The organism is Edaphobacter acidisoli (assembly GCF_014642855.1).
GTDB classification, from domain to species: Bacteria; Acidobacteriota; Terriglobia; order Terriglobales; family Acidobacteriaceae; genus Edaphobacter; species Edaphobacter acidisoli.
On sequence record NZ_BMJB01000001.1, the window covers coordinates 2,567,576 to 2,590,535 of the forward strand.

The following is a 22,960-nucleotide window of genomic DNA, read 5'->3' on the forward strand; positions in this document are numbered from 1 at the left end:
AGATATCGCTTGTCGTTAGTTCGCAGAAGGCTCGGTAATATGGTCGATCACCAGCACCTCTGCCGGAGCCTTCGTCGCTTCAAGCTTCAACCCGACTTGTTCCTGAAGCGCCGTATAGAGATTTGGCAGCGCGTTCTCGCCATCTGTCGGCGGAGGAACGCGCGCTCCCATACCGCTGAACTGTGAATCGTCCGGTGTCCAGTTCAAGGTGAAGTTGAATTTTCCGTTCAGCCCTGTCTGGTTCAATACCGGCCGGTCAAGCACGGCTCCCTGCAGAATCATCGAAGTGAAGGCATCCATGGAGGAGTTGGTAACCGTCAAGCGTCCCAGCTGGCGAAAGAACATTCCTCCCAGGCCATTCGGATCAGTATCATTCTTTGTCATCTTCGGGCCGCCGCTGGCTACAGAAAGCACATAGACCGGCATCACGCGCTTCTCGCGGTGGAAGGTCAGGCCAAAGCGCTCGGCAAGCAGCTTTTGCATCATGCCCTTCCACTGATCGCTGCTTGGTGCGCCAGGAGCATCGGGCTGTCCCTGAATGTCGAACTTGTTGTCGGCCCATGTAGGGAGTCCGATGAGCTGTTTCTGGTTGACGCCGTAGGCAAAGATCAAAAGCTGTGTGAGCGTGGTGGCGCGCGTCTCGAATCTGCGCCCTCGTACCAGGAACGCTGGCCCGGGTTCATCCGCTCTGCTAGGCTTTATCGTCGCCACGTCGAAGCTGGGCGATGCGTTTGCATCCATCCGCGGAATTTTTGGTGGAGGCGCAGGAATCGTCCACGCCGTTTCAGGTGTCGCGCGTGTCAGCACAAGCGGCAGCGGCGAGCCCTGCGTAAAGGTGCCGGTAATCGTATTGCCATCCGGGCTGAGCTTGCCTTCATAGGAGCCGTTGATTGCCACGATCGAGATCTTCACATTCGAGCCATCTAGTGTGACTGCAGTGGCGGGAATGGGTGCGCCGCCCTGATCAATACTGTACGTGGTCGCTTTGTAGCCGCTCGCGTCCTTCGTAACCTTTATCACGATGCGCAGGTCGTGCCCTGGATGCAGTGTCCCTTGCCACGTACCTGCAAGACCCTGGTCGGCAACTGCCGGGGCCGCAGCCTGCGCATTCACCTGCGTGATGTGCAGCGAACCGAAGATGACTGGAGCGGAGATTGCCGCAAGAGCAACTACCCCGAGCAGGAGTTTGCGGCGCAGGTCGAGTTTACGAGCCATCGGGCTCGTCATGATGCGCACGATGCGCCGTTTCAGATCCGAGCCAGTTACGCCAGACATACACGCCATTGGTGCCTCCGCATAAAATTTGCAAACGCTCAAAATACTCTCTGCATAAACTTCTGCTTCATTACCTGCCTGCAAGACAGCTTCATCGCAGGCGCGCTCGCGCTCTTCAAGCAGCCGCGCCTCGATCCACCACACCGCAGGGTGAAACCAGAACGCGGCTTCCACCAGCATGTGAATCGCAATCGTCAGGTTGTCGCGACGGCGGAGATGACACATCTCATGAGCGAGGATGCTTTCGATCTGCGGCGTGGTAAGCCGGTCTATAATGCTCTTCGGCAGCAATATCACGGGCCGGAAGATTCCAAAGATACCTGGTTCCAACAGCTCCGAAGACATGCGAACGGGCACATCAGCCATGAGCGCCATCGGAGAAGAAGCACGCACGGCTAAGCGGACAGCCCACCAGCTCCGCGCCCAACGCAGCAACACAAAAAGACATCCGCAAGCCCAGATGACAAAAAGGATTGCAGCTACAGAATGTGCAGGGTGCGAAGCTGCCGCAACGGATGCGTCACTAAAATCGATCGTGAGTGACTGAACCGGCTGCGCAACTTTCTCTGCCACCACGGTGAATGCGGTGCTCTGCATAGGCGCCGCGGCGACAGGACGGAGCGACTCGCCAATTGCAACGAAAGCGGAGAATGGCACCAGAAATTTGACCGAAGCGACCATCCAGATCCAGTACCGGGCCCGCGCATGGTTGTTCTTCAGCGCCAATGTGAGCAGCCACGCCAACAACGCCACGAGCGTCGACTGCCAGAGATGATTCACGAGTGCCACCGTCCAGACTTCCCTCCAGAATCCTGCGAACACCATCGCTACTTCTCCTTTGCAGATAACTGCTTCAGGGCCTTCTCCGCTTCCTTTACATCCTCCAACGACAACTTGCCTGATTCGATCAAGTGGGCCATGACTGGCTGAGGCCGGCCACCAAAGATCATCAGCAGTTCATCGATAAGTCGCCGTTGTGCCGCATCCCGCGAAATATACGGGGCAAAAAGATGAAAGTTCCCAACCTTTTTTACCCGGCGCACGACACCCTTCGTCTCCATGCGGTACACGGTCGTCTGGACCGTGGTATAGGCCGGTCTCTTTCTGGCTGGAAAAGACTCCTGAATCTCACGGATCGAGGTCTCTCCCCTGGCCCACAGGACCTCCATGATCTGGAATTCCAGTTTCGACAGTTTTGGCTCAGGCAATTCAATCTCCTATGCGTATAGGAATATTTACTACATGTATAGTAGAGCCGTCAACAAGCAAACTTCTGCATCGCACATTGCAAGTTAGATGGTGTCTACCGGAGCTATCTCCAGAACCACAAGCTACGCAAGTGGGCGGCTATCACTTCGAACTGGCTCCCTGCGAGGCCGCCTCTGACTTTGCGGGCTCGTCCACCTTGAGCACCTGGTCCGCTCGCACGTCTTTGAGAATCTGAACAATTCCGCTGGGCCAGCGAATTTTGATCTCCTTCACGCTCGTATCCGTACCCAGACCAAAGTGCGCCCGCTTGTCATTTGAAGAGAGATAACTGCCTGCAGTAGTTACCGTGTAGAACTGAATCCCTTTGCTGGTCTTGATCGTAATCTCCGCGCCGATCCCATCGCGGTTGGATCTGTGTCCAACGAGCTCCAGTAGTATCCAGTGATTCTTCGTTGGCGTCTCGTTATGCAGAATGTGAACCGGCCCACCATTGGTCGTCACTACAGCATCCACACGCCCATCGTTGTCCAGATCACCCACAGCCATCCCGCGACCAACCCATGGCTCGGAAAACACCGCACCCGATTCTTTCGAAACATCCACAAAACCCTTGCCGGTGTTCCGCATCAGCAGCATCGGTTCCCTGTAATGAAGTTGCGGATAGTTCAGCTCCACCGTATCCAGGTCGTGTCCCTGCGCCACCAGCAGGTCTTTCCACCCATCATTGTCATAGTCCAAAAAGCTGATGCCCCAGCCCGAGTGCAGCAGCGTAGCCCTCGCCAGCCCGCTTCCATAGCTGTCGTAGCTGAAGGAGCCATCGCCATTATTGCGATACAGCGCATACTTCTGGTTGGCAAGATCAGTAATCACCATGTCTGGCAGGCCATCGTTGTTGTAATCCTGAAAATCGATCCCCATGCCGGCGTAGGTCCGGCCGTCACCATCAACAGCCATCTCCGACATCATGCCGGTCTCTTCAAACGTTCCATTGCCCTTATTGTGATAAAGAAACTCGGGCATCGAATCGTTCGCCACGGCTAAATCAATCTTCCCATCGCGATCATAGTCCGCGATGGCAATACCCAACCCTTTGCCCGGCAAGTTCAGGCCAATCTTTTTCGAGACCTCAGTGAAGTGGCCGTTTCCATCATTGTGGTAGACCAGCGGAGCAATCGCTGGAAAGACATCAGGATGGCAGAACGCTCGATACCCCGGACGATGTTCACCACACCACACATCGTCCCAATCCCACTTCACGTAGCGCAAAACCACTAGGTCCAGCAAGCCATCGTTGTCCAGGTCCACCCATGCAGCCGACGTGTACCACGTCTCCCCCGGAGTCGTCACGCCACCCGTACCCGAGCTCGCCGTCACATCGGTAAACGTGCCGTTGCCGTTGTTGTGATATAGATGGTTGCCGCCATAACCCGTGACGTAGAGGTCATCGTATCCATCGTTGTCATAGTCTCCAACGGCAACTCCCATATCGTAGCCCGTGCCCTGCAGCCCAGCCTTGGCAGTCACATCTTCAAAGGTGCCATCCTTGCGCTGGTGGTAGAGCCGGTTCCACTCCGCTGGTCCCTTCTTCACCGGAACGGCACCCTTAGGTTCCGGGTCAGTGATCGACGCTCCATTCACCAGAAAAATGTCCAGCCGACCATCGTTATCGTAGTCGAACAACGCAACGCCTGAACCCATGGTCTCAATGAGGTACTTCGAAGGAGTGTGTTGAGCGACCCCCGTGAAGTTCACCCCCATCTTTGCAGTCGAATCGACAAAATATCCCGGAGGCCCTGAGCTTCCTTGTGCAGCCGTATCATTCGCAGGGCTCTGCGCGTCCAGAGCTGTCGTCACACCTCGCAGAAGAAAGCAGATCGTCAGCATGACCCACCATGCATTCACCCATCTGCTTCTCCTGCGCTGAATCACACCAGCCTTCACCGCACCGCTCCCCCAACCGCCACCGCTGTACCGCGACCCGTCAGCTCTCGAATCAGGTCCACCTCATGCTGACGATACGGTGTGCCGTCCTGATGAAAGACATCGTGGAACCACACCGTAGGCTGCATCAGCACATACGGACGCTGCCATGAATCCCACGGCAGATACGTCTGCGTCTTTCCCGCCACCAGCCCCCAGTTGATCGCACCCACATGGTACCGCTTGGCAATGGGTAGATCATTGTCGAAGGTCGAGCCCGCACCGCGAGCCATATACTCCGTGCAGATGATCGGCCGATGCAGCGGCTCAAGCTCGCGGATTCGCGCCTCGAACTCCTCCGGCCAGCCATAGTTGTGAAACGTGATAATGTCCGACTCAGCCAACTGGATCTTCGTCGTCTCGCTCTCCTTGGCCGGGTCGTTCCAGTCTCCAGTCCAGACCCCACTGGTCAAAGGCTGCGTTGCGCCAGCTTCGCGCGCCCAGGCAAAGGCCTTCGGCAGAAGCTCATCCACGCGCTTCACCTTGGCCGGCACATCCTTTGCAACATCGCCTCCCCGGTTGTCCGGCTCGTTCCAGATGTCCCAGCCCAGAATGCGATCATCCTTGGCAAACGCCCCAACCACTCCCATCACATAGGCCTTCAACTGCGGCTCGTCTGCCGGATTCATCAGCCGCTCCTTGCCCGGACTCTGCACCCATCCCGAGTTATGCACACCAGGAATCGGCGGATGCTGCGGGCCCAGATGCGGGTTCGTCTCCCAGCAGGAATCAAACAATACCAGCAGCGGTCGAATGTGATGCCTGGCGGCAATGTCAAGAAAGGTGTTCAGGCGCTTTTTGAAACCTTCAGGGTCCTGCTGCCAGAGCTGATCCTGCAGAAACACCCGAGCCGTATTCATCCCGATCGACTCTGCCCACCCCAGCTCGCGATCGTTGATAGCCGGATCAAACGTAGCGGCTTGAAACATCTCCAACTCGTTAATCGCGCTCGACGGAATGTAATTGGCCCCAACCAGCCACGGCTGCTGCGCATACCACTCATTCGCCTTCTGCTCCGTCCATCGTCCAGACGAAGCCTGCGACCAGCCCGAAGCCGACAAAACCGTTGCTGCCAACGTCCACGCCAACACTCTGCCAAACTTCATATCCCATCTCACTTTCCAATGCACCGTCCATGCAACCGTTTTCGCAGTACACCACAACCGCATAGCCTTCAGTCAAGCTCTCATCTGCCGTGGTTCCAAAATTCGATCAACGCCGCAAACCGGAACCCGCTTCCGAACCCTCAAGGTAGCGAACACCCGTCAGAGTTTCGCACCGATGCCACAGTTCAGTAGAGACCGCCTTATCCCTTGCCTGCGCCGCCACCTTTGCAGGACCGATATGCTTACCGCGCATCTCCTCAAAGCCCTGCGGGCCATAGTAGCCGCCATCTTTGGCTTCAGGCGATGTCGCCGCGTAGAGCGTAGGCAGCGCGCCATCCGCGGCAGTATTCAGGAAAATCTCGATAGCCGCCCCCAGCATCCTGCGCGCAATTTTTTCCATGGCAGAATAATCCCCCTTGCTGAAGAGCGGCGTGTGCGCCACACCCGGATGCGCCGCCACACTCATAATAGGCAATCCAGCGGCGCGCAGGCGCCGATCCAGCTCAAACGCAAGCATCAGGTTTGCCAGCTTCGACTGCTGATACGTCTTCATCGGCGCATAACCCGTGGTGTATTGCAGATCGGCAAGGTTGATCTTCCCCCGCTTGTGCGCAATCGAAGCAATCGTAACGATGCGCGGACGTTCCGCGCTCTCTGCAGCCGCTTGCTGAAGCACAGGCAGCAACAAGCCAGTCAGGGCAAAGTGCCCGAGGACGTTCGTGCCGAATTGCAGTTCAAAGCCATCCGCAGTCTCCATCCGGCGCGGAGGAGCCATCACCCCGGCATTGTTGATGAGCAAATCGAGCGGACGGCGTTGTTCCAACTCCTTGGCGGCAAACTCGCGCACCGAAGCAAGCGAAGCCAGATCCAGTTGCTCCAGCCCAATACTCGATCCCGGAGCCTCGCGCCTCAGGCTGGCGAGTGCAGCTTCACCCTTGTCGCGATCGCGGCACGCAAGAACAACCTGCGCACCCTTGCGCGCAAGCTCCAGCGCGGCATAGTAGCCAATGCCGCTGTTGGCTCCCGTGATGATAACGCGCTTACCTGCCAGCGAAGGAATGTCCGAGATTGTCCAGTGACCGCTCATACAAGTTCGATGCTCGCTCCTGACTCAACATATCAGGAGAGATAAAGAAGACTCACCATCAAAACCATCAGGACAAACACGCTCACGGCAACGTAGAGCCGATCATGTTCGATGGCAAACCCAATCACCGCAAATACAACGCGTGCAATCGGTGTAGCAATCAGCAGCAGAATGCCGAACTGCACAATGGCCGCGCCATCGCCCGCCGCCAGATGCCGAAAGAGTTGCCCGGGGTGACGCAGGAACGCGGGCTCGCTCACAAATATCCGATAGTTCATCGGCGCAGCAGCATGATCGCGGACATACAAGATGCCGCCCACCAGCACAACCACCGAGGCCAGCATCACGCCAGCCTGCAACAGCCGGCCCATGATGTATTCCATCCGCTGATCGTCGAATTTTCTTTGGCCGGTCATAGCTTCCCTACCCAACCGTTGACGATCATCTCAACCCCCAGGGCAAGAATGACAAGCGTGAAGATAGTCCTCAGCAGCGAGACCTGCGCGCGCACCAGGTACTTCGCACCAACAAGCGAGCCAATCAAAACCCCCAGCATGACCGGAAAAGCCAGCCCGGGATCAACATATCCACGGTGCAAATAAATCCCCGCACTGGCCGCAGCCGTCACGCCAATCATAAAGTTGCTGGTCGTCGTCGAAACCTTAAACGGGATGCGCATCACCTGGTCCATCGCCAGCACCTTCACCGCGCCGGAGCCAATGCCGAGCAGTCCCGAGAGTGTCCCCGCTCCAAACATCGTCGCAAAGCCCGCAGTGATACGGTCTACCTTGTAATGCTGCTCCCCGCCACAGCCGTCGGGATAGCTACCCGAGAGGCGAAGCCGATCCGACCACGGACTCTCAGGATGATCCACCTCTTGCTTCCGGCGGGATTGCTGCCAGGAAAGCCATGCCGAATAGATCAACACGACACCGAAGATCATCGCCAGAGCGCGTGTCGGAACACGACCGGCCAGGAACGCTCCGAAGATTGCGCCAACCGTAGTCGCCATCTCCAGAAACATCCCGATACGAACGCTCGAAAACCCCTCGCGAACATACGCCGCAGCAGCACCCGATGAGGTCGCAATGACCGACACCAGCGAAGCCCCAATCGCATAGCGAATGTCCACATGGAAGAGAACCGTCAGGAGCGGAACGAGAACGACACCGCCACCAAGTCCCGTCAACGCGCCCAGCAGCCCTGCGATAACTGCGCCGCCAAAGATAAGGACCGTGAAGAGTTCAAGGTGCATCGCCGAATTCCGGACTCCAGCCAGCGCGCGTATCTGCTGTCCGGCGATTATTTCACAGCCAGATGACAGACATCTCGCCCGGAGGGCCGTCAGACAGAGCTATTTCGCGTCCTCGTACTCCTCATTCCACGCACTCTGAATCGCCTCCAGAATGCCTTCGTTCGACTTCGCCGGGTCGCCCACGAACCCTGGCAAACCAGTCACATACTTGTGCAGGTCCGTGAACCGCACCGAGTATGGCTCAATCTCCGGATACTTCTCCTGCAACAGAATCCCGATCTCTTCCGAATCCATCCAATCAATCTCACGCGGCATCGCAAACTCCTCTCGGCAAAATCTTCGCTCTTACGCTCCAGGCCCATGAGCAGGCTTGCCTTCCTGCACATAGTTACGATTCCACTTGGGAATCTCCACAACATAAGCGCCGGGCTTCTCAATCACGGCCTGGCAACCGAGCCGTGAGTTCAATTGCACGTCGGCAGCGGTCTCCATGCGGTCGAGCTCTTTGTCCTCGGCCTCGCTGAGACCGGATTCGCCCTCCTTCACCCACAGGTGACAGGTTGTGCACGCACAAACTCCGCCGCAGGCATGGTCCAGAAAGATCCCGTAGTTTTCCGCCACATCGAGAAACGACATCGGCTCGCCGTGCCCATCGTAGGGCAGCGAATCAAACGGAAACTCAACCGTCCTGCCTTCAGGCAAAAATGTAACCCGCACCATGCCTTCGCCAACGGGCTTCGACAGATCGACTTCAGTGTTGTTTGTCTCAGACATATCTTTATCTTCACTCTTTCCTGAATCGCAACGCTACTTCTTCGTGCTCTCAATCTGCGCCTTCGCAAACGGATGCGGCGCCGAAGGCCCTTCACCCATGTCCGCGCCCGCCGACTCCATCGTCTTGCCCTTCATCGCGCCGGTAACAGCCGAGTCCATCATCAACTCGGCGAAGCGGCGCGTTGCCTGGTCGAGCTGCTCGATCGCAGCACGAATCACCTTGTAATCCGCATCTTTCATCGTCTCGCGCAAGGAAGTCTCGGCACGTTCGATCTTCGCAACCTCGTCGCTCGAAAGCATCGCCCAGACTGCATGACCTCTGCCCTTTGCTACCGCAGCGAGAATCGTCTCAGCCTCGTTCCTCGCTTCAACAACCTGCCGCTCGCGCAGGTCTTCCTCTGCATTATCGAACGAGGCAAGAATCATCGACTCCACCTGCTCATCGGTCAACCCGTATGTCGGCTTCACTTCGACCTCAGCCTCTTTGCCGCTCCTTTGCTCGCGCGCCGAAACATGCAGGATGCCATTCGCGTCGATCAGAAACTTCACCTCGATGCGCGGCAGCCCAGCCACCATCGGTGGAATGCCCTTCAGGTCAAACCGCGCCAGCGAGCGGCAGTCCTTCGCCATCTCGCGCTCGCCCTGCACCACATGAATAGCAACATTCGTCTGCCCGTCCACGCCGGTGGTGAAGTGCTCCGTCGCGCTCGCGGGAATCGTCGAGTTGCGCTGAATAATCTTCGCCACCACGCCGCCCAATGCTTCAATGCCGAGCGAGAGTGGAGTAACGTCAAGCAGCAGCAGGTCTTCCGTCTTCTTCGAGCCGCCGGCAAGAATCTGCGCCTGCACCGCCGCGCCCAGCGCAACGACCTCATCAGGATTCAGTTCCGTGTGCGGCTTCTTACCTCGCGCCTTCAGGCGAAAGAGGTCATCCACCAAAGCACGCACCGCAGGAATCCGCGTCGAGCCGCCGACCATCACCACTTCGTCAATCTGCTCTGGCGATAGCGCTGCATCTTTGAGCGCCTGCCTGCAAGGCCCGGCAGTCCGCGCAATCACACCAGCAATCAACTCCTCAAACTGCGTCCGCGAAATCTCGCGCGTGTACCGCTTGCCAGAAGGCAGCGCCACATCCAGCCGTGCCACGTCCGCGCTCGAGAGCGCAATCTTCGCATCAATCACGGCCTTGCGAATCGCCTGCACCGCTTCGCCATTCGCGCGCACATCCTCGCCCAGGTCGCCCGCGATGTCATCGAGCGCAATCCGAATGAGCAGGTTGTCGATATCGTCGCCACCCAGGTGCGTATCCCCGCCGGTGGCAATGACCTCGAAGATGCCCTCATGCAGCTTCAAAATGGAGATATCGAATGTCCCGCCGCCAAAGTCGTAGACAGCAATCAAGCCGTCGCGGTTCTTGTCGAGCCCATAAGCCAGCGCTGCTGCCGTCGGCTCATTTACCAGACGCAGCACCTCAAGGCCCGCGATCCGCCCCGCATCTTTCGTAGCCTGCCGCTGCGCATCATTAAAGTAAGCAGGCACCGTGATCACAGCCTTCGTCACCGGCGCACCAAAGAACCGCTCAGCGTTCTTCTTAAGCTGCATCAGCACATGGGCCGATATCTCCGGCGGCGTCAGCACCTGCCCGCCGACATTCACCCGCAGCACCTCGCCCGGCTTCAATCCGTCGGCCAGCCGGAACGGAAACAGCTTCAGCTCATCCTGCACGTCGGCGATGTCACGGCCCATCAGCCGCTTTGCCGAATAGACCGCGCTTGCCGCATCTTCGATCAGTGTCTTGCGCGCGCCATTGCCCACCACGACGCCATCGCCGGTCCACGCCACCACGGACGGCACCAGCCTGTCGCCGTCTTCGCCCGGAATCACCGTCGGCGTATCCCCCTGCATGAACGCCACCAGGGAGTTCGTCGTGCCCAGATCAATTCCTACAACCCGTTCTTCCGCCATCTCAAAATCCCTTTATCCTTATCTTTCTATTGTCCTACAATCGTGACACTCGAAGCACCGGGAGGCATCATTGACAACCGCAGCCAAATCCACCGTCATTCCCAGCCTCCGCTACCGCGACGCTCTCGCTGCTATCGACTGGCTCGTCCGCGCCTTGGGCTTCGAGAAGAACGCCGTCTACCTCGGCCCCGACAACAAGACCGTCATGCACGCGCAGCTTACCCTCGGTGGCGGCATGATCATGCTCGGCTCCGCAGATAACGGGGGCGAAACCGCTCACCTCATGGTCCACCCCAGCGAAGTCGGGCTACGCAATACCCAAAGCATCTACCTCGTCGTCCCCGACGCCGACGCCGTCTACGCCACCGCCAAAGCCGTCGGAGCCACCATGGTCCTCGACATCCGCGACATGGACTACGGCGGCCGCGCCTTCACCTGCCGCGACCCCGAGGGCCATCTCTTCAGTATCGGTACTTACGATCCCTGGGAACCGCCAAAGCCCTAGCCCCCGGCCACTTACCGTGATACCGTCGTCAACATGGACCTCAACCCCTATGCGCAGTTCCTCGGCGGTCAGGACCCCATTCCGGTCTTGACCTCGACCGCAGAAAAGCTTCACGCCCTCACTGCGAACCTGTCGGGAGCGCAACTCAACCGCACACCTGCACCAGGCAAATGGAGCATTCGCGAGATACTCGCGCACCTGGCCGACTGCGAACTGGTCTTCAGCTTTCGCCTCCGCCAGACACTCGCCGAAGACCACCACATCATTCAGCCCTTCGACCAGGAACGCTGGGCCACACGCTACGCCGCCTACGACACCGCCTCAGCGCTCGCCCTCTTCCAGGCCGCACGCAACTGGAACCTGCGCTTCCTCACATCCGTCACCGAGTCCGACCGCCGCCAGCCCATCACCCACCCTGAGCGCGGAACCATGACCTTCTGGACCATCGTCGAAACCATGGCCGGCCACGACATCAACCACCTGCAGCAGATCGAGCGCCTCGCAGCCAGCGAGTAGCTAAGCCTCAAGCGCGTCATTCACATCGCGAACCAGGTTGCGAAGATAGCTCCTCTTATTAAGGAGAGCCACCATCGCGTCCCTCGCGCGCGCCTTCGCCGCCTCGTCCCCAGCATCGACACCCGCGTCCCACGCAGCCCACAACCCTTCCAGCTCCTGCTGCGTCTCGGCCATCTTCCTGTCGAACGACTCCTTCGCCGCCACAAGATCGCACCGCAGGTCAGGATCGTCCTCACCCATCTGCTTCGCCGCGCGCATCTCCTGCAACTGCATGTTCAGCTCAAAGACCTCTTCCAGCAGCTCCGGAGGGACGACCTGCTTCTTCTCGACACCCGTAGAACGTGCAGCATCCGTCGCAGCCTTCGACTGCTCCTCCAGCTCCACCCCCTGAAGCTTCAACAAATACTGCGTCCGCAGAACCGGGTCCTTCAGGGTGCGATACGCATCGTTCAGCAGCGACGACTCAGCCAGCGCCTCCTCCTGCTCCTCAACCGGCCGCGAGGCAAAGCGGTCCGGATGCAGCCGCCGGCTCATCGCATAGAACGACTTTTCCAGCGCGGCCACATCAATCCCCAGCTTCACCGGCAGATCGAACACAGCAAAATAGTCTTTGGCCAATACACCCTCCAGGCCCAGCGGTTCCACACTCGGCACCTCTCACAAGAAGCCGCGCGTTCCAGACAGGCAACACCGTTAGAATACGTCATCATGCACCCACGCCTTGCCGCCCTCGTCGCACTCGCCGCCATCACTGTCCCACTCGCGGCACAAAGCAAGCCAGCCACACCCGAGCCTGCGTGGAAGACTGCCATCGAAGCCCGCCGCCAACAACTCATCCAGAAGAACGGCTACGGCACCGACGCCGCACTGCGCACTCAGCTGATGCAGATGCGCGCCACCGACCAGGCCGCCCGCGGCTTCGCGCCCTCCACCGCAAGCAAACATGAAATGGTGCAGAAGCTGCCCGCAACCGACGCCGATCTGACCGCCGAGCTGAAGCAGATCGTCCAGCAAAAAGGCTGGCCCACCATCTCCATGGTCGGCATCGACGCCTCCAACGCAGCCATGCTGGTCCTTACCCACAGTCCCGATCACGCCTGGCAACGGCAGATGTTGCCCCAGCTTGAGCAACTCGCCGACGCCGGAAAAATCGACCCATCTAGTCTTGCTCTGGTGGTGGACAAAGAACTCGTCTCCGAAGGCAAACTCCAGCGCTATGGAACGCAGTTCAAATACATCAACGGCTCGCTCGCCATGTACGGCGTCGAAGACCCCGGCTCGCTCGACCACGAACGCGCCCGCGCCCTGCTGCCACCGATTGATGTCTACAAACACCAGCTCTCCGAGATGTACCACGTGCCCGCAGGCAACGCCATCGTCACCGCCACACCGGCGCAGAACTAGCCCAGCCGGTAAAATAGCATCATGCCCACCCGGCTTGATGAGATCGTCGCCAACACGCGCATCGAAGTCGCTGCCCGCAAAGCCGCCGCGAACCACCGCGCTCTCGAGCAGAAGGCCGCCGCACGCACGCCGCGAGGATTCACCGCGGGCCTAAAAAAGGTCGCCGAGACCGGCCCCTCCATCATCGCCGAGATCAAAAAGGCATCGCCTTCCAGGGGCCTCATCCGCGCCGACTTCAACCCCTCCGCACTCGCCCGCACACTCGAGTCCTCAGGAGCCGCCGCGCTCTCCGTTCTGACCGATGAAAAGTTTTTTCAAGGCTCGCTCGCGAATCTCGAACTTGCCTCCGCAGCCGTCCAGATTCCCTGCCTGCGCAAAGACTTCACGGTCGATCCCTTCCAGGTGCTCGAAGCGCGCGCATCCGGCGCAGACGCAATCCTGCTCATCGTCGCCGCGCTCTCCGACACCGAACTCCGCACCCTGGGCGAAGAAGCGCGCACTCACGCGCTCGACGTACTCTGCGAGACGCACAACCGCGAAGAGATGGACCGCGCACTCTCGCTCGGCTTCACCCTGGTCGGCGTCAACAGCCGCGACCTCCGCACCTTCACCATGCACCCCGAGCTGCTCCACGAACTCGCAGCAATCGCCCCGTCCAACGTCACGCTCGTGGCCGAAAGCGGCCTGCGCACGCCCGAAGAAATTAACGCACTTCGCACCGCCGGCTACAGCGCCTTCCTCATCGGCGAATCGCTGATGCGCCAGCCCGACCCCGGCGAAGCGCTCGCACATCTGCTCAGTCGCGAGCGCGCACCACAGGCAGGTTGAGCCATGTGGATCAAGATCTGCGCCAACACCAACCTTGAAGACGCGCAACTGGCCGCCCAGCTAGGCGCAGACGCAGTAGGCTTCGTCTTCGCACCAAGCAAACGCCGCGTCACAGCCGAACAGGTCGCAGCCATCACGCCGCATCTTCCCACCAGCGTCGAGCGTGTCGGCGTCTTCGACTCACTCGACGCAGAAGAGATCGCACGCGCCGTCCGCACCGCCGGACTCAACGCTATCCAACTCCACAGCAACCCCGACCACGCATTGGCTCGCCGTCTCCATGATCTATTCCACGGCGAAGTGAAGATCATCCAGACAGTTCACTGGAAGGTAGACGCGGACGACGCAAACTCGACCACGGTAGCAAAACAACTCCGCGAAATCGCGAGCGAAAACATCGCAGACCGCGTCCTCATCGACTCAAAAGCAGGCGCAGCCACCGGCGGAACCGGCATCACCTTCGACTGGGAGCAAGCCCGCGCCACGCTCGCCGAAAACTCGAGGCCACTCAAGCTAATCGTCGCCGGCGGTCTCCGCCCGGAGAACGTAGCCGAAGCAATCTCGCGCCTGAAACCGTGGGGAGTAGACGTAGCCAGCGGAGTCGAATCCACCCCCGGCAAAAAAGACCCAAGCAAGCTCGCCGCCTTTATCAACGCAGCGCGCTCGAAATCCTGAGCGTCTCGTATTTCAGCTAAACTTTCCCCATGCGGCCCATCCTGCCTGTCCTGCTGCTACTCACCTCCACTGCACTGGCGCAGAACCCCGGCTACACGCTCCGCACCCAGTCGAACATCGTGCTGGTCCCCACCACTGTCGAGACCAGACACGGCGACGTACTCTACACCCTCAAGGAAAACCAGTTCGTCGTCGAAGACGACGGCGTTCCCCAAAAAATCCACCTCGATCAGGACACCGACTCGCTCGGCCTCTCACTCGTCGTCGTCGTGCAATGCAGCCGCTCGGCAGGTTTCGAGTACGCGAAACTCGGCGGGCTCAGCACGCTGATCAACGCCATGGTCGGCGGCGCGCCACACGAAGTCGCCGTCGTCGAATACGGCGGCAAACCCGTGCTCGTCGACGGCTTCACCCGCAACCCCGACCACACAGCCAGCGCGCTCTCACGCATTCAGCCCTGCGACAACGACCCCGACGCCTCCACCTACGACGCCGTATCCTACGCGACCGGCATGCTGGAAGCGCGCAACGATCACAACCGCCACGCCATCCTCCTCATCAGCGAAACGCGCGATCATGGCAGCACCACCAAACCCGCGCAGGTCATCGCCATGCTCGGCCGCACCAACACCATCGTGGATGCAGTCGCCTTCGGCCCAGGCAAAACCGAAGTGCTCAACGATCTCCGCTACGGCGGCGGCAGCGGCCCAATCGGCCTGCTCGTCATGGCCATCAACGCGCTCAAGAAAAACGCTGCACACACGCTGGCCGCGCTCTCCGGCGGCGAGTACATCAACTTCACCACGCAGAAGGGCTTCGAGCAGGGCCTCAACCGTCTCACCAACCACGTTCACAACTACTACCTGCTCAGCTTCACGCCACAGCCAGGCCCCAACGGCGAACCATCACCCGGCATGCACAGCATCCGCGTACACGTGCCCGACTACCCCGACGCCCGCATACGCTTCCGCGAAAGCTACTTCGCCGGACAGCTCGACTCCTCTACTTCCGGCAACAACTAAAAACGGCCTTGCCACACGCTCAAAGCGTACAGCAAGGCCCAGGGGAAAATTCAAATCAAACTACGGGAGGGCTGCTTCCAACTTGCCAGTCGGCTCCGTGCGTCCAAGCGTATCGTAGAGCGGCGCTGCCGGCGTCACTCTCGGATTCTCATCCGCAACCGAAACAGCAAGCACGCGAACCTTGTCGTTATCAGGCAACGTCAGCGTGTGTTCGCTGCCGCTCAGTGGAATCGAGTAGGCAAACAGATACGAGTACTGATACGGCTCATTGAGCCCATCCGCCGTGTGATGATGCGACGCATACCACGCGAGGTTTGCAGGCTTGATGTAACCCGGCGTCAGGCCAATGTAGTCCTCGGGATACCGCGGCGACGGCGCACGCCGCTCGCGCTCCGCAACATCAGGCGCGGGCCACACGGCATGATTGGCTGAGATGGCCCAATCGCGCTCATCCGTAGGCTTCCACTCGCGCGTGTCCCACTGGCCGATAAAGCCTCCCCAATCTTCAATCGTGAGATTGACCGAGCGACTCCCGACGCGGAACGCAGCACTCTGGTCTCCACCCGTAGCGGCGGCAAGAATGTAGACACGGTTGAAGTGCCCCGCTGGCAACTGAATCGTCTGACCATGCGCGACAACAGCGTTCGGCTCACCCGTCTTCGCCGGCGCAAGATGGAACATCACATCGTGATAGTGAATCTCAGCGGGCAGCATCTCCGCCGGCATCGCATTGCCCTTGCCATCGAAGCCTCCGCCCACTGTCTTTGTATCGTCATTGCTGGCAACAGCGAGATCGTAGTGCAAAGCCACAGGCTGCGAATGAACGGTATCGAGCTGTGCCTGCGGCGCATCCAGTGTCACAGCAAACGTATGCAGTTGATACGGAGTAAACGACGCCACCAGCGCACCATTGTCAACCGTCGCCGAACCCAGCGGCTGCTCCTGCGCATTCACCTCACGCGCACCCTTCACCGGAGCGACAAACGACACACGCACATCATCGGCAGGCTTCCCGCTCAACTCGACCATCCGCACAATGACCTCGTTGCTCGCCTCGGCACGCTTCAGCGCCAGCACACGCACGCGCGAGTTGCTCAGGTGCATCAACGAAAACTCCTTGCCAAGCGCGCCTGCATGTTTCGGAGAAGCAAATGTAATCATCGGATCGCTCAGCCGATACGCCTGCCAGTCCGTCTGCGCCGAGCGCCAGTCGCCAGCATGCCCAGCCAACCCATAAAGAATCTCGTGATGCCCCCAGTCCTGATTCGACTGATCGCTATAGTTCGAAGGACGTCCATTCGGCGAGACGTGCATCCCTGGCGAACGCAGCAGCGTCAGGCGAATCGTATGGTCGTCACGCTTATCCGAACCATTCTTGAGATCCGTAAGAATCGTCGCGCCAAACGTGCCACTCTTGTCCGTCAAATCAATCCAGCGATGCGAGGCCACTTCGAATTGCCTCTCCATCGCAGTTGGACGCTGGATCGTACCAACACCCCAGTTATAGGTCGCATCTTCGTTCGAGGCCGTGAGCGGAAAGACCGCCTTCAAATTAGCCGAAAGCGTCCGCCAATCGATCACGTCGCCAAACTCGACACGATTGCCGGCATCTCCAGCGGCGAGGCTCACCGTCTGGACAAACCGCGAACCCTCCGTCTCGCGCGTGACCTCAATCGAGACGCGCGCCGGACCATTCTCCTTAATGCGAATCTTCGCCGGGCCCGAGACATACGCCCGCGGCGCAGCCTGCTCATCATTGAAGTCCATATTCCACGCCGGATAGATCGTCGGCACATCGTTCGAGATGGCCAGCCGCATCGGCGCAGCCAGCAACTCTTTGTTCAGCGACTTGTCGAAGATGCTGGCAACATCACCATTCGCATCGAGCCGCACGCGATAGCGCGCATTCTCAAGCGAAGAACTCGTCACCTTCAGCCCAGACCGCTCCGCCTTCTCCGCAGCAGCAACGCTATAAACCGCATACCCCACCGAAGGCGCCTTCGCGACGAACAACACCTTGCCATCCTCAATCTGCGCGGGCACATCCTTCCCATCCGGACCCGTCACACGCACAGCCTTCGGCAGCCCATTCGGGAAATCCACCTTCGCTTCAACCAGATCTTCACGCTCAACATTCAGCGTATTGAAGACCACAACCGGAGTGCCTTTAACATCCGTATTCAGTCCAGAGGCAACCGCCTCCGTGGCACTATCCAGAACTCCCGCAAACTGGTTCGCAGCAATAATGTCATCGTTCCACGCAAACTGATACGCGCGCGGCGTAGCCGTTCCCGCTCCGATATCGTGGAAGTGCCCAGCCAGCTCCAGCATCCACGCATCGTTCAACCGCTCCATCGGATACGGCCTCGCACCAAGCCACTCCGCCATGACCGACGACTTCTCCGCTGCATCGGCAAGCATCTCATTCTTCAAAATCCAACGCTTGTGATACGCCTCCGAAGTCAGCGAGCCCGCCGAGTGATTAATCAGCTCCAGGTCGCCCTTGTAAGAGGGCAACCGCGTCGCCATCGCAGGCGTAATATCGTTGAACATCTGGTCGGCGGCAGACTCAATCACATGCACCGGCCCATCGCCCACGCGCACCATCGGGCCATTCTCCTGCGCCTTCGGCACCTCGCCCATCGCAAACGCAAACCGCGGAGGCGTCGGCAGCACCGTCTCGCTCTTCGTCACAATCGCCTCAAGCAGCTTGACCGTCGCCTCCTGTGTCGCGCCTCCAACGTCGCCCGTGCCAACGTAGTGATAGTCCGCATAAACACCCGTCACCTTGCCGTCGAGATCGATGCGCTTCACCCAATCCGGCTCCGTCTGGCGCGGACGCGCAAGCATACGCAACTGCTGCGGCGTCAGCCGCGCACGCTCCTCGCTGGTAAGCTGCGGTGCCGAGATCACCTGCGCCGTCGGCTCCTTGCTCAGGTCCGTGTAGACGTTGCTGCCATAGCCACCAGGATTGAGCGCAGCGATTATGGTGTTTCCATCCGGGCCAATCCAGCGGCCCACATTGAACGGAATTCCCTCCGGCGTCTGCTCCGGCGAGTCAGACCCGCCCACCTGCGCAGCCGGCTGCCAGCCCGAATTGAGCTTCTGCGTCGAAAACCCCTTCACTCCCGCATGCGCCAGAATGCTCGGCAGCGAAGCCGGAAATCCAAAGCAATCCGGCAGCATGAACTCATTGCTCGCCTTGCCAAAATCTTTGCGGAAGTAGTCGTTGCCATACAAAATCTGCCGGAAGATACCTTCCGCGCTCGGCAGATTCACGTCACCCTCTTCCACCGACGAGCCCGCCGGAAACCACCGCCCCTCGGCAGCATACTTCTGCATCCGCGCATAGTCCGAGGGATAGTACTCCTTCATCAGCCGATAGCGGTTCGCGCCTGTCCAGTTAAAAACATAGTGCGGATATTTATCGAAGTAGTCGAAGTTCACGCGCATCGTCTTCAGCAGATACTCGCTGATGGTCTGCGGAAACTCCCACCGCCATTGCGTATCCAGGTGCGCATACGGCACCACATACAACGTTGGCGTCGTCGTAATGTCCGGCGCCTTCATCGTCTGACCAATCGCCGGCGCAAGCAAAGCCGACGCGGCCACGATCGCCGATACCTTCGCTGCACGGAATCCGGAACGAGCCTTATCCTTGGAACGCAAAGAGCCCACAAATCGCATGATGTCTTACCCACTGACTCCCGCAACCGGAAGTCCGCCATGAAAATTCTGTTGTGAAGTGATGAGGCCCTTCGCTGTTGGAGAAGGGCCTCGATAGATAGTTGCAGTTAGAACTTATACCGCAAGCCAAGTTGCAGGTTACGGGGGTTGCTGGTCGACTTGCCCGTCACCTCGCCGAATTGCCCAGACGTTGGGCTGAGGTTAGGACCAGACCAGTTCGGATGGTTGATGAAGTTGTAGGCCTCGGCGTTGAACTCGAAGCCACTCCTCTCATTGATGGGGAAGCTCTTCTTGAGCGCGATGTTCCAGTTCTGGAATCCAGGCTGGTAGATGGAGTCACGCACGCCCTTCTGCAGGTTGAACGTTCCAGATGGAGGAGCAGTGAAGATTGCCGAACCATCCGGATTGGTCGTCGAGAAGTACTTTCCACTCTGCCCCGGATATCCCGCAAACGTCTTCGAGATACGCGGCGTGCCATTCATCACCCAGAACTGGCCTTCCGAGCCGCAGCCGAAGCTGCCTACCTCGCCGCCCATACCAACGTAGTCATTGTTGGTTCCGATACCGCACGGAACACCCGTCTGGAACTGCGCACTTCCGCTCAACTGCCAGCCGCCTAGCAACTTGCCAGCCAGCTCATTTTGATTGACAAAGAATGGCAGGGCATACAGGTAGTTGATGACGACCATGTGACGGGTGTCATACTCCGACGGCCCCCACAGATTGGTCGTGTTGTAGCTATCAGGAACGATGTCGCGGTAGTTCGAGCTGTCGTCCAGGCTCTTCGACCACGTATAGCTCACTCCGAACATCAACCGGTTGGTAAAGCGACGGTTCCAGGAGGCCTGCAGCGAGTTGTACTTTGCACCGCCGTTGCTCTGCTCCTGCTGGATTTCAGCGTAGCCCGGATACGGCCGGATGTAGTTCACGTTGTATTTGGTGACAATGTTCGCCTGGACAGCAGCGATCGTAGGCTGATTGATATCGATGACGCGCCAGTTATGTGTACCGCGCGCACCGACGTATGCGATTGAAACGCTCGAGCTCAACGGCAGCTCACGCTGGATGGAGAAGTTCCAGTTCCATCGCACCGGAGCCTTCAGGTCTTTGTTCAACGTCGTCACCGTCAGGGAAGGCGCGACAGTCGAGTTAAGCGAAGCACCCGGATTGTCTACCATCCCGGTCAGGTTGCCTGTAACCGCAGCCACCGTCACAAACGGCTGGAATGGAGGATTGCCGCCGGGGAAGATGTTGTCCAGCAGGCCCATACGCGTCGCAAACTCGCCCACGCCTGCACGGAACACCGTCTTCTCATCGGCCTGATAAGCGATGCCCAAACGCGGCTGCCACGTGTTCTCAACATTGACGTAGCCCTTGTTAAGCTTCGGAGCGAACAGGCCGTTGCACGATCCACCGTCGCACGCATTCGAGTTCGAACCAGCGCCAATTACACCGTGCGCCGCAGCCGAACTTGGAAACTGGCTAAACCCTGGAATCACCATGCCTTCGTATGGGTTGCCCGTACCCAGGATCACAAAACCCGTCTTCGGATCAACCTTAGGTGCACTGCTGGCGCTGTAAGAAGCCGGGTCGAAGTAGACCGAATTGCCCCACGAAGGCTTGTACGGCGTAATCGAAGTGAAGCGCACGCCATAGTCGATATGGAACTTCGGCGTCACCTTCCACGAATCCTGCAAGAAGAACTCATACTGCTGACCCGTCCAGACCGTGTAAGCCTTCGGGCCAATCTCCGTATAGCTGTCGGCTAGCCCCAGAGCGAGGTTTGCCATTCCAATGCCAGTCGTTCCGCCAAGACCACTCCGCGTATCGGTAAAGACAAACGATCCGTTCTGGTTGTTAGCGCCGCCTGGAACGGTCGACACGTTGATCTGGTCGAAGTCGTTTTCACCCTGGTAGTTGATATAAACGCCGCCCTTGACCGTGTGGTTCCCCCAAACCTTCGTGAGACTGTCCGAAAGCGTATAGATCGGTCCTTGCGAGTGCGAAGGATACGGGCCGCCAGCCAAGCCGTAAAAGTTGGGAACGGTCACTGTAGGAATCTTGTTCGGTTCCAGCTTGCCCGCCGGAAATAGATACGGGTAGTTGATTCCAAGCTTCTGGCGATTGAAACCAAGCAGGGAATCATTCACTGGAATATACACGCGGTCGATACTCACTGTGCCGCGCAGTTCGTTGACGATCGTGGGCGTCACTGTCCAGGTCCAGCCCAGCACGTTCGTCTGATTCGGCCGATTGAAGTATTTCCCCGTCAGTCCAGATCCCTGATCAAACGGTTGATACTCGAGATACGTCGCATCCTGCCGACGGTACTGAAAGTGATTACGATCATTCAACACAAAGTCAACGTTGATGACCTCTTTGCGCTGGTTGATCGGGTGGGCCGCTTGCGCGATCCAGTTCTGATTGCTGTTGGACACATATCCCGGAGTCGGCTGAGGATAGGCATTCATAATCGCTATGCCATTCGGGCTCAGACCATTCGGGATAATGTTGCCCGTGTACGCTACGCAGGTCGCTGCCCCAACCGTCGGACACGTCGAGGGCTCATAAATCTGATGCGTTCCCGAATAAAAATAATTCGCGCTCAGCAGTTCGCTGAAGTCGCCCGACCGCATCCTCATCGTAGGAACAGCCTGCGTCTGCGTATCGGTAAAGCGATAGCGAATCCAATCTTCGTTCACAAACCAGAACAGCTTATTGCGAAGCGGATCGGTCGCATGGAAGCCCGGAATCCAGACCGGACCGCCAGCCGTAAAGCCAAAGTTGTTGTAGCGGAACGGCGAAGCAAAGCGCGTCGTAGCGCTCTGATTACGCGACCACGTGTTGGCGTTCATCGCCGAGTTCCTGAGGTACTCATACAGCGAACCGTGGAAGTCCTTGGTACCGCTCTTCGTCACGAGTCGCACCTGGCCGCCCGCCGCGCCGCCATACTCAGCCTGATAATCCGCCGTCAGCACCTGCATCTCTTCCGTCGCATCCACGCTGGCCACGCCGATGATGGCGCCGCTGCCACGTGTGCGCACCGCGGGAGCGCCGTCAAACGTCACCAGCGTATCCTGCGTGCGGGCGCCGTTGATCTGGAACGGAACGCCGCCGCCGACCGCAAAGTTGAAGTCGCCCAGCGTCGAGCCGCTGCGCAACCCCGGCAGCAGCGAACCCATGTAGATCGGGTTACGGCCATTCAACTCCTGGTCCGAGATCTGCCGCCCAGTCACCTCGCTCTGCACCGATCCTGACTCGGTCTGCAGCACCGACGCCGTCGCCGTCACCTCCACCGTCTCGGTCGCAGCGCCCACTGCCAGCGCAGCATCCAGCGAAAGCGTCGTGCTGGCATTCAGCTTGTTGCTCGTGCTGGTGAACTTCTTGAACCCCTTCGACTCCGCCGTCATGGTGTACACAGCCGGCGACAAATTCGTCACCGTATAGTGCCCGCTCGCATCTGCCGTAGCAGCATGCTTTTCGCCGGTGGCCTCATTGAGGATCGTTACTTGCGCTCCCGGCACCACAGCGCCGGACTGATCGCGCACAAAGCCTGTAATTGTTCCCACGTCCGACTGGGCATACGCCGAGACGGTCATCAACACCCAGACCGTCATCATGGCGCACAGGAAACCTAGCGTTGCTTTTGTGGCTCTTTGCATGGCAACTCCT

19 protein-coding genes are annotated in these 22,960 nt (G+C 59.0%); 6 read left to right on the plus strand and 13 right to left on the minus strand.

Annotated elements, in window-relative coordinates:
* Positions 1-15: 15 nt before the first annotated feature.
* From IEX36_RS10365 to hscA, 10 genes are all read right to left on the minus strand, one after another.
* Positions 16-2,100 carry a M56 family metallopeptidase gene (locus IEX36_RS10365; protein WP_188759245.1) on the minus strand — a complete coding sequence of 695 codons (2,085 nt, stop codon included), beginning with the start codon at positions 2,098-2,100 and terminating at the stop codon, positions 16-18.
* Between the two features lie 2 nt (positions 2,101-2,102).
* Complete coding sequence (locus IEX36_RS10370) at positions 2,103-2,483, minus strand: BlaI/MecI/CopY family transcriptional regulator (RefSeq protein WP_188759246.1); 381 nt, start codon at positions 2,481-2,483, stop codon at positions 2,103-2,105.
* A 142-nt stretch (positions 2,484-2,625) separates the two neighbouring features.
* Positions 2,626-4,386, minus strand: coding sequence for a CRTAC1 family protein (locus IEX36_RS10375; protein ID WP_229668863.1), 1,761 nt, complete (start codon positions 4,384-4,386; stop codon positions 2,626-2,628).
* A 35-nt stretch (positions 4,387-4,421) separates the two neighbouring features.
* Positions 4,422-5,570, minus strand: a complete 1,149-nt coding sequence (locus IEX36_RS10380; RefSeq protein WP_188759247.1) for a cellulase family glycosylhydrolase — start codon at positions 5,568-5,570, stop codon at positions 4,422-4,424.
* Positions 5,571-5,676: 106 nt separating this feature from the next.
* On the minus strand, positions 5,677-6,657 hold the full coding sequence (locus tag IEX36_RS10385) for an SDR family oxidoreductase (protein ID WP_188759248.1): 981 nt from the start codon (positions 6,655-6,657) through the stop codon (positions 5,677-5,679).
* A 32-nt stretch (positions 6,658-6,689) separates the two neighbouring features.
* On the minus strand, positions 6,690-7,073 hold the full coding sequence (locus tag IEX36_RS10390; RefSeq protein ID WP_188759249.1) for a DUF1634 domain-containing protein: 384 nt from the start codon (positions 7,071-7,073) through the stop codon (positions 6,690-6,692).
* The gene (locus IEX36_RS10395; RefSeq protein WP_188759250.1) at positions 7,070-7,912 is read right to left on the minus strand and encodes a sulfite exporter TauE/SafE family protein; all 843 of its coding nucleotides are present in this window, start codon (positions 7,910-7,912) and stop codon (positions 7,070-7,072) included. Before IEX36_RS10395 ends, IEX36_RS10390 begins: the two co-directional genes overlap by 4 nt.
* Positions 7,913-8,011: 99 nt before the next feature.
* The gene (gene iscX, locus IEX36_RS10400) at positions 8,012-8,227 is read right to left on the minus strand and encodes a Fe-S cluster assembly protein IscX (RefSeq protein ID WP_188759251.1); all 216 of its coding nucleotides are present in this window, start codon (positions 8,225-8,227) and stop codon (positions 8,012-8,014) included.
* A 30-nt stretch (positions 8,228-8,257) separates the two neighbouring features.
* Positions 8,258-8,686 carry a 2Fe-2S iron-sulfur cluster-binding protein gene (locus IEX36_RS10405; RefSeq protein ID WP_188759252.1) on the minus strand — a complete coding sequence of 143 codons (429 nt, stop codon included), beginning with the start codon at positions 8,684-8,686 and terminating at the stop codon, positions 8,258-8,260.
* Positions 8,687-8,719: 33 nt separating this feature from the next.
* Entirely contained in the window at positions 8,720-10,651 is a 1,932-nt protein-coding gene (hscA, locus tag IEX36_RS10410) for a Fe-S protein assembly chaperone HscA (RefSeq protein WP_188759253.1), read from the minus strand.
* Positions 10,652-10,721: 70 nt separating this feature from the next.
* Here hscA and IEX36_RS10415 point away from each other — a divergent pair, with 70 nt between their 5' ends.
* Both IEX36_RS10415 and IEX36_RS10420 read left to right on the plus strand, forming a co-directional pair.
* The gene (locus tag IEX36_RS10415) at positions 10,722-11,156 is read left to right on the plus strand and encodes a VOC family protein (RefSeq protein WP_188759254.1); all 435 of its coding nucleotides are present in this window, start codon (positions 10,722-10,724) and stop codon (positions 11,154-11,156) included.
* A 33-nt stretch (positions 11,157-11,189) separates the two neighbouring features.
* The gene (locus tag IEX36_RS10420; RefSeq protein WP_188759255.1) at positions 11,190-11,672 is read left to right on the plus strand and encodes a DinB family protein; all 483 of its coding nucleotides are present in this window, start codon (positions 11,190-11,192) and stop codon (positions 11,670-11,672) included.
* Here IEX36_RS10420 and hscB read toward each other — a convergent pair whose 3' ends face one another.
* Positions 11,673-12,290, minus strand: coding sequence for a Fe-S protein assembly co-chaperone HscB (gene hscB, locus IEX36_RS10425; RefSeq protein WP_229668864.1), 618 nt, complete (start codon positions 12,288-12,290; stop codon positions 11,673-11,675).
* Between the two features lie 90 nt (positions 12,291-12,380).
* Here hscB and IEX36_RS10430 point away from each other — a divergent pair, with 90 nt between their 5' ends.
* From IEX36_RS10430 to IEX36_RS10445, 4 genes are read left to right on the plus strand one after another with little or no spacing between them, the layout of a single operon-like run.
* Positions 12,381-13,076, plus strand: a complete 696-nt coding sequence (locus tag IEX36_RS10430; RefSeq protein WP_188759256.1) for a DUF6624 domain-containing protein — start codon at positions 12,381-12,383, stop codon at positions 13,074-13,076.
* Positions 13,077-13,097: 21 nt separating this feature from the next.
* Positions 13,098-13,904: an indole-3-glycerol phosphate synthase TrpC gene (trpC, locus tag IEX36_RS10435; RefSeq protein WP_188759257.1), complete on the plus strand. Its 807-nt coding sequence runs from the start codon at positions 13,098-13,100 to the stop codon at positions 13,902-13,904.
* 3 nt (positions 13,905-13,907) lie between these two features.
* Positions 13,908-14,579, plus strand: coding sequence for a phosphoribosylanthranilate isomerase (locus tag IEX36_RS10440; RefSeq protein ID WP_188759258.1), 672 nt, complete (start codon positions 13,908-13,910; stop codon positions 14,577-14,579).
* A 29-nt stretch (positions 14,580-14,608) separates the two neighbouring features.
* A complete protein-coding gene (locus tag IEX36_RS10445) occupies positions 14,609-15,601 on the plus strand; it encodes a VWA domain-containing protein (protein WP_188759259.1) in 993 nt (330 codons plus the stop codon).
* A gap of 60 nt (positions 15,602-15,661) precedes the next feature.
* On the opposite strand, the gene IEX36_RS10450 is transcribed toward IEX36_RS10445, so the two are convergent.
* Together IEX36_RS10450 and IEX36_RS10455 are read right to left on the minus strand one after the other, a co-directional pair.
* Entirely contained in the window at positions 15,662-19,213 is a 3,552-nt protein-coding gene (locus IEX36_RS10450; RefSeq protein ID WP_308422295.1) for an alpha-mannosidase, read from the minus strand.
* 182 nt (positions 19,214-19,395) lie between these two features.
* Complete coding sequence (locus tag IEX36_RS10455) at positions 19,396-22,950, minus strand: TonB-dependent receptor (RefSeq protein WP_229668865.1); 3,555 nt, start codon at positions 22,948-22,950, stop codon at positions 19,396-19,398.
* Between the last annotated feature and the right edge of the window lie 10 nt (positions 22,951-22,960).

Bases quoted from the DNA above. Each gene is read 5' to 3' on its own strand.
- IEX36_RS10395 (WP_188759250.1), bottom strand. From the start codon at position 7,912: ATGCACCTTGAACTCTTCACGGTCCTTATCTTTGGCGGCGCAGTTATC.
- hscA (WP_188759253.1), bottom strand. From the start codon at position 10,651: ATGGCGGAAGAACGGGTTGTAGGAATTGATCTGGGCACGACGAACTCC.
- IEX36_RS10390 (WP_188759249.1), bottom strand. From the start codon at position 7,073: ATGACCGGCCAAAGAAAATTCGACGATCAGCGGATGGAATACATCATG.
- IEX36_RS10455 (WP_229668865.1), bottom strand. From the start codon at position 22,950: ATGCAAAGAGCCACAAAAGCAACGCTAGGTTTCCTGTGCGCCATGATG.
- IEX36_RS10385 (WP_188759248.1), bottom strand. From the start codon at position 6,657: ATGAGCGGTCACTGGACAATCTCGGACATTCCTTCGCTGGCAGGTAAG.
- IEX36_RS10380 (WP_188759247.1), bottom strand. From the start codon at position 5,570: ATGAAGTTTGGCAGAGTGTTGGCGTGGACGTTGGCAGCAACGGTTTTG.
- IEX36_RS10445 (WP_188759259.1), top strand. From the start codon at position 14,609: ATGCGGCCCATCCTGCCTGTCCTGCTGCTACTCACCTCCACTGCACTG.
- IEX36_RS10405 (WP_188759252.1), bottom strand. From the start codon at position 8,686: ATGTCTGAGACAAACAACACTGAAGTCGATCTGTCGAAGCCCGTTGGC.
- IEX36_RS10420 (WP_188759255.1), top strand. From the start codon at position 11,190: ATGGACCTCAACCCCTATGCGCAGTTCCTCGGCGGTCAGGACCCCATT.
- IEX36_RS10365 (WP_188759245.1), bottom strand. From the start codon at position 2,100: ATGGTGTTCGCAGGATTCTGGAGGGAAGTCTGGACGGTGGCACTCGTG.
- trpC (WP_188759257.1), top strand. From the start codon at position 13,098: ATGCCCACCCGGCTTGATGAGATCGTCGCCAACACGCGCATCGAAGTC.
- IEX36_RS10440 (WP_188759258.1), top strand. From the start codon at position 13,908: ATGTGGATCAAGATCTGCGCCAACACCAACCTTGAAGACGCGCAACTG.
- IEX36_RS10430 (WP_188759256.1), top strand. From the start codon at position 12,381: ATGCACCCACGCCTTGCCGCCCTCGTCGCACTCGCCGCCATCACTGTC.
- iscX (WP_188759251.1), bottom strand. From the start codon at position 8,227: ATGCCGCGTGAGATTGATTGGATGGATTCGGAAGAGATCGGGATTCTG.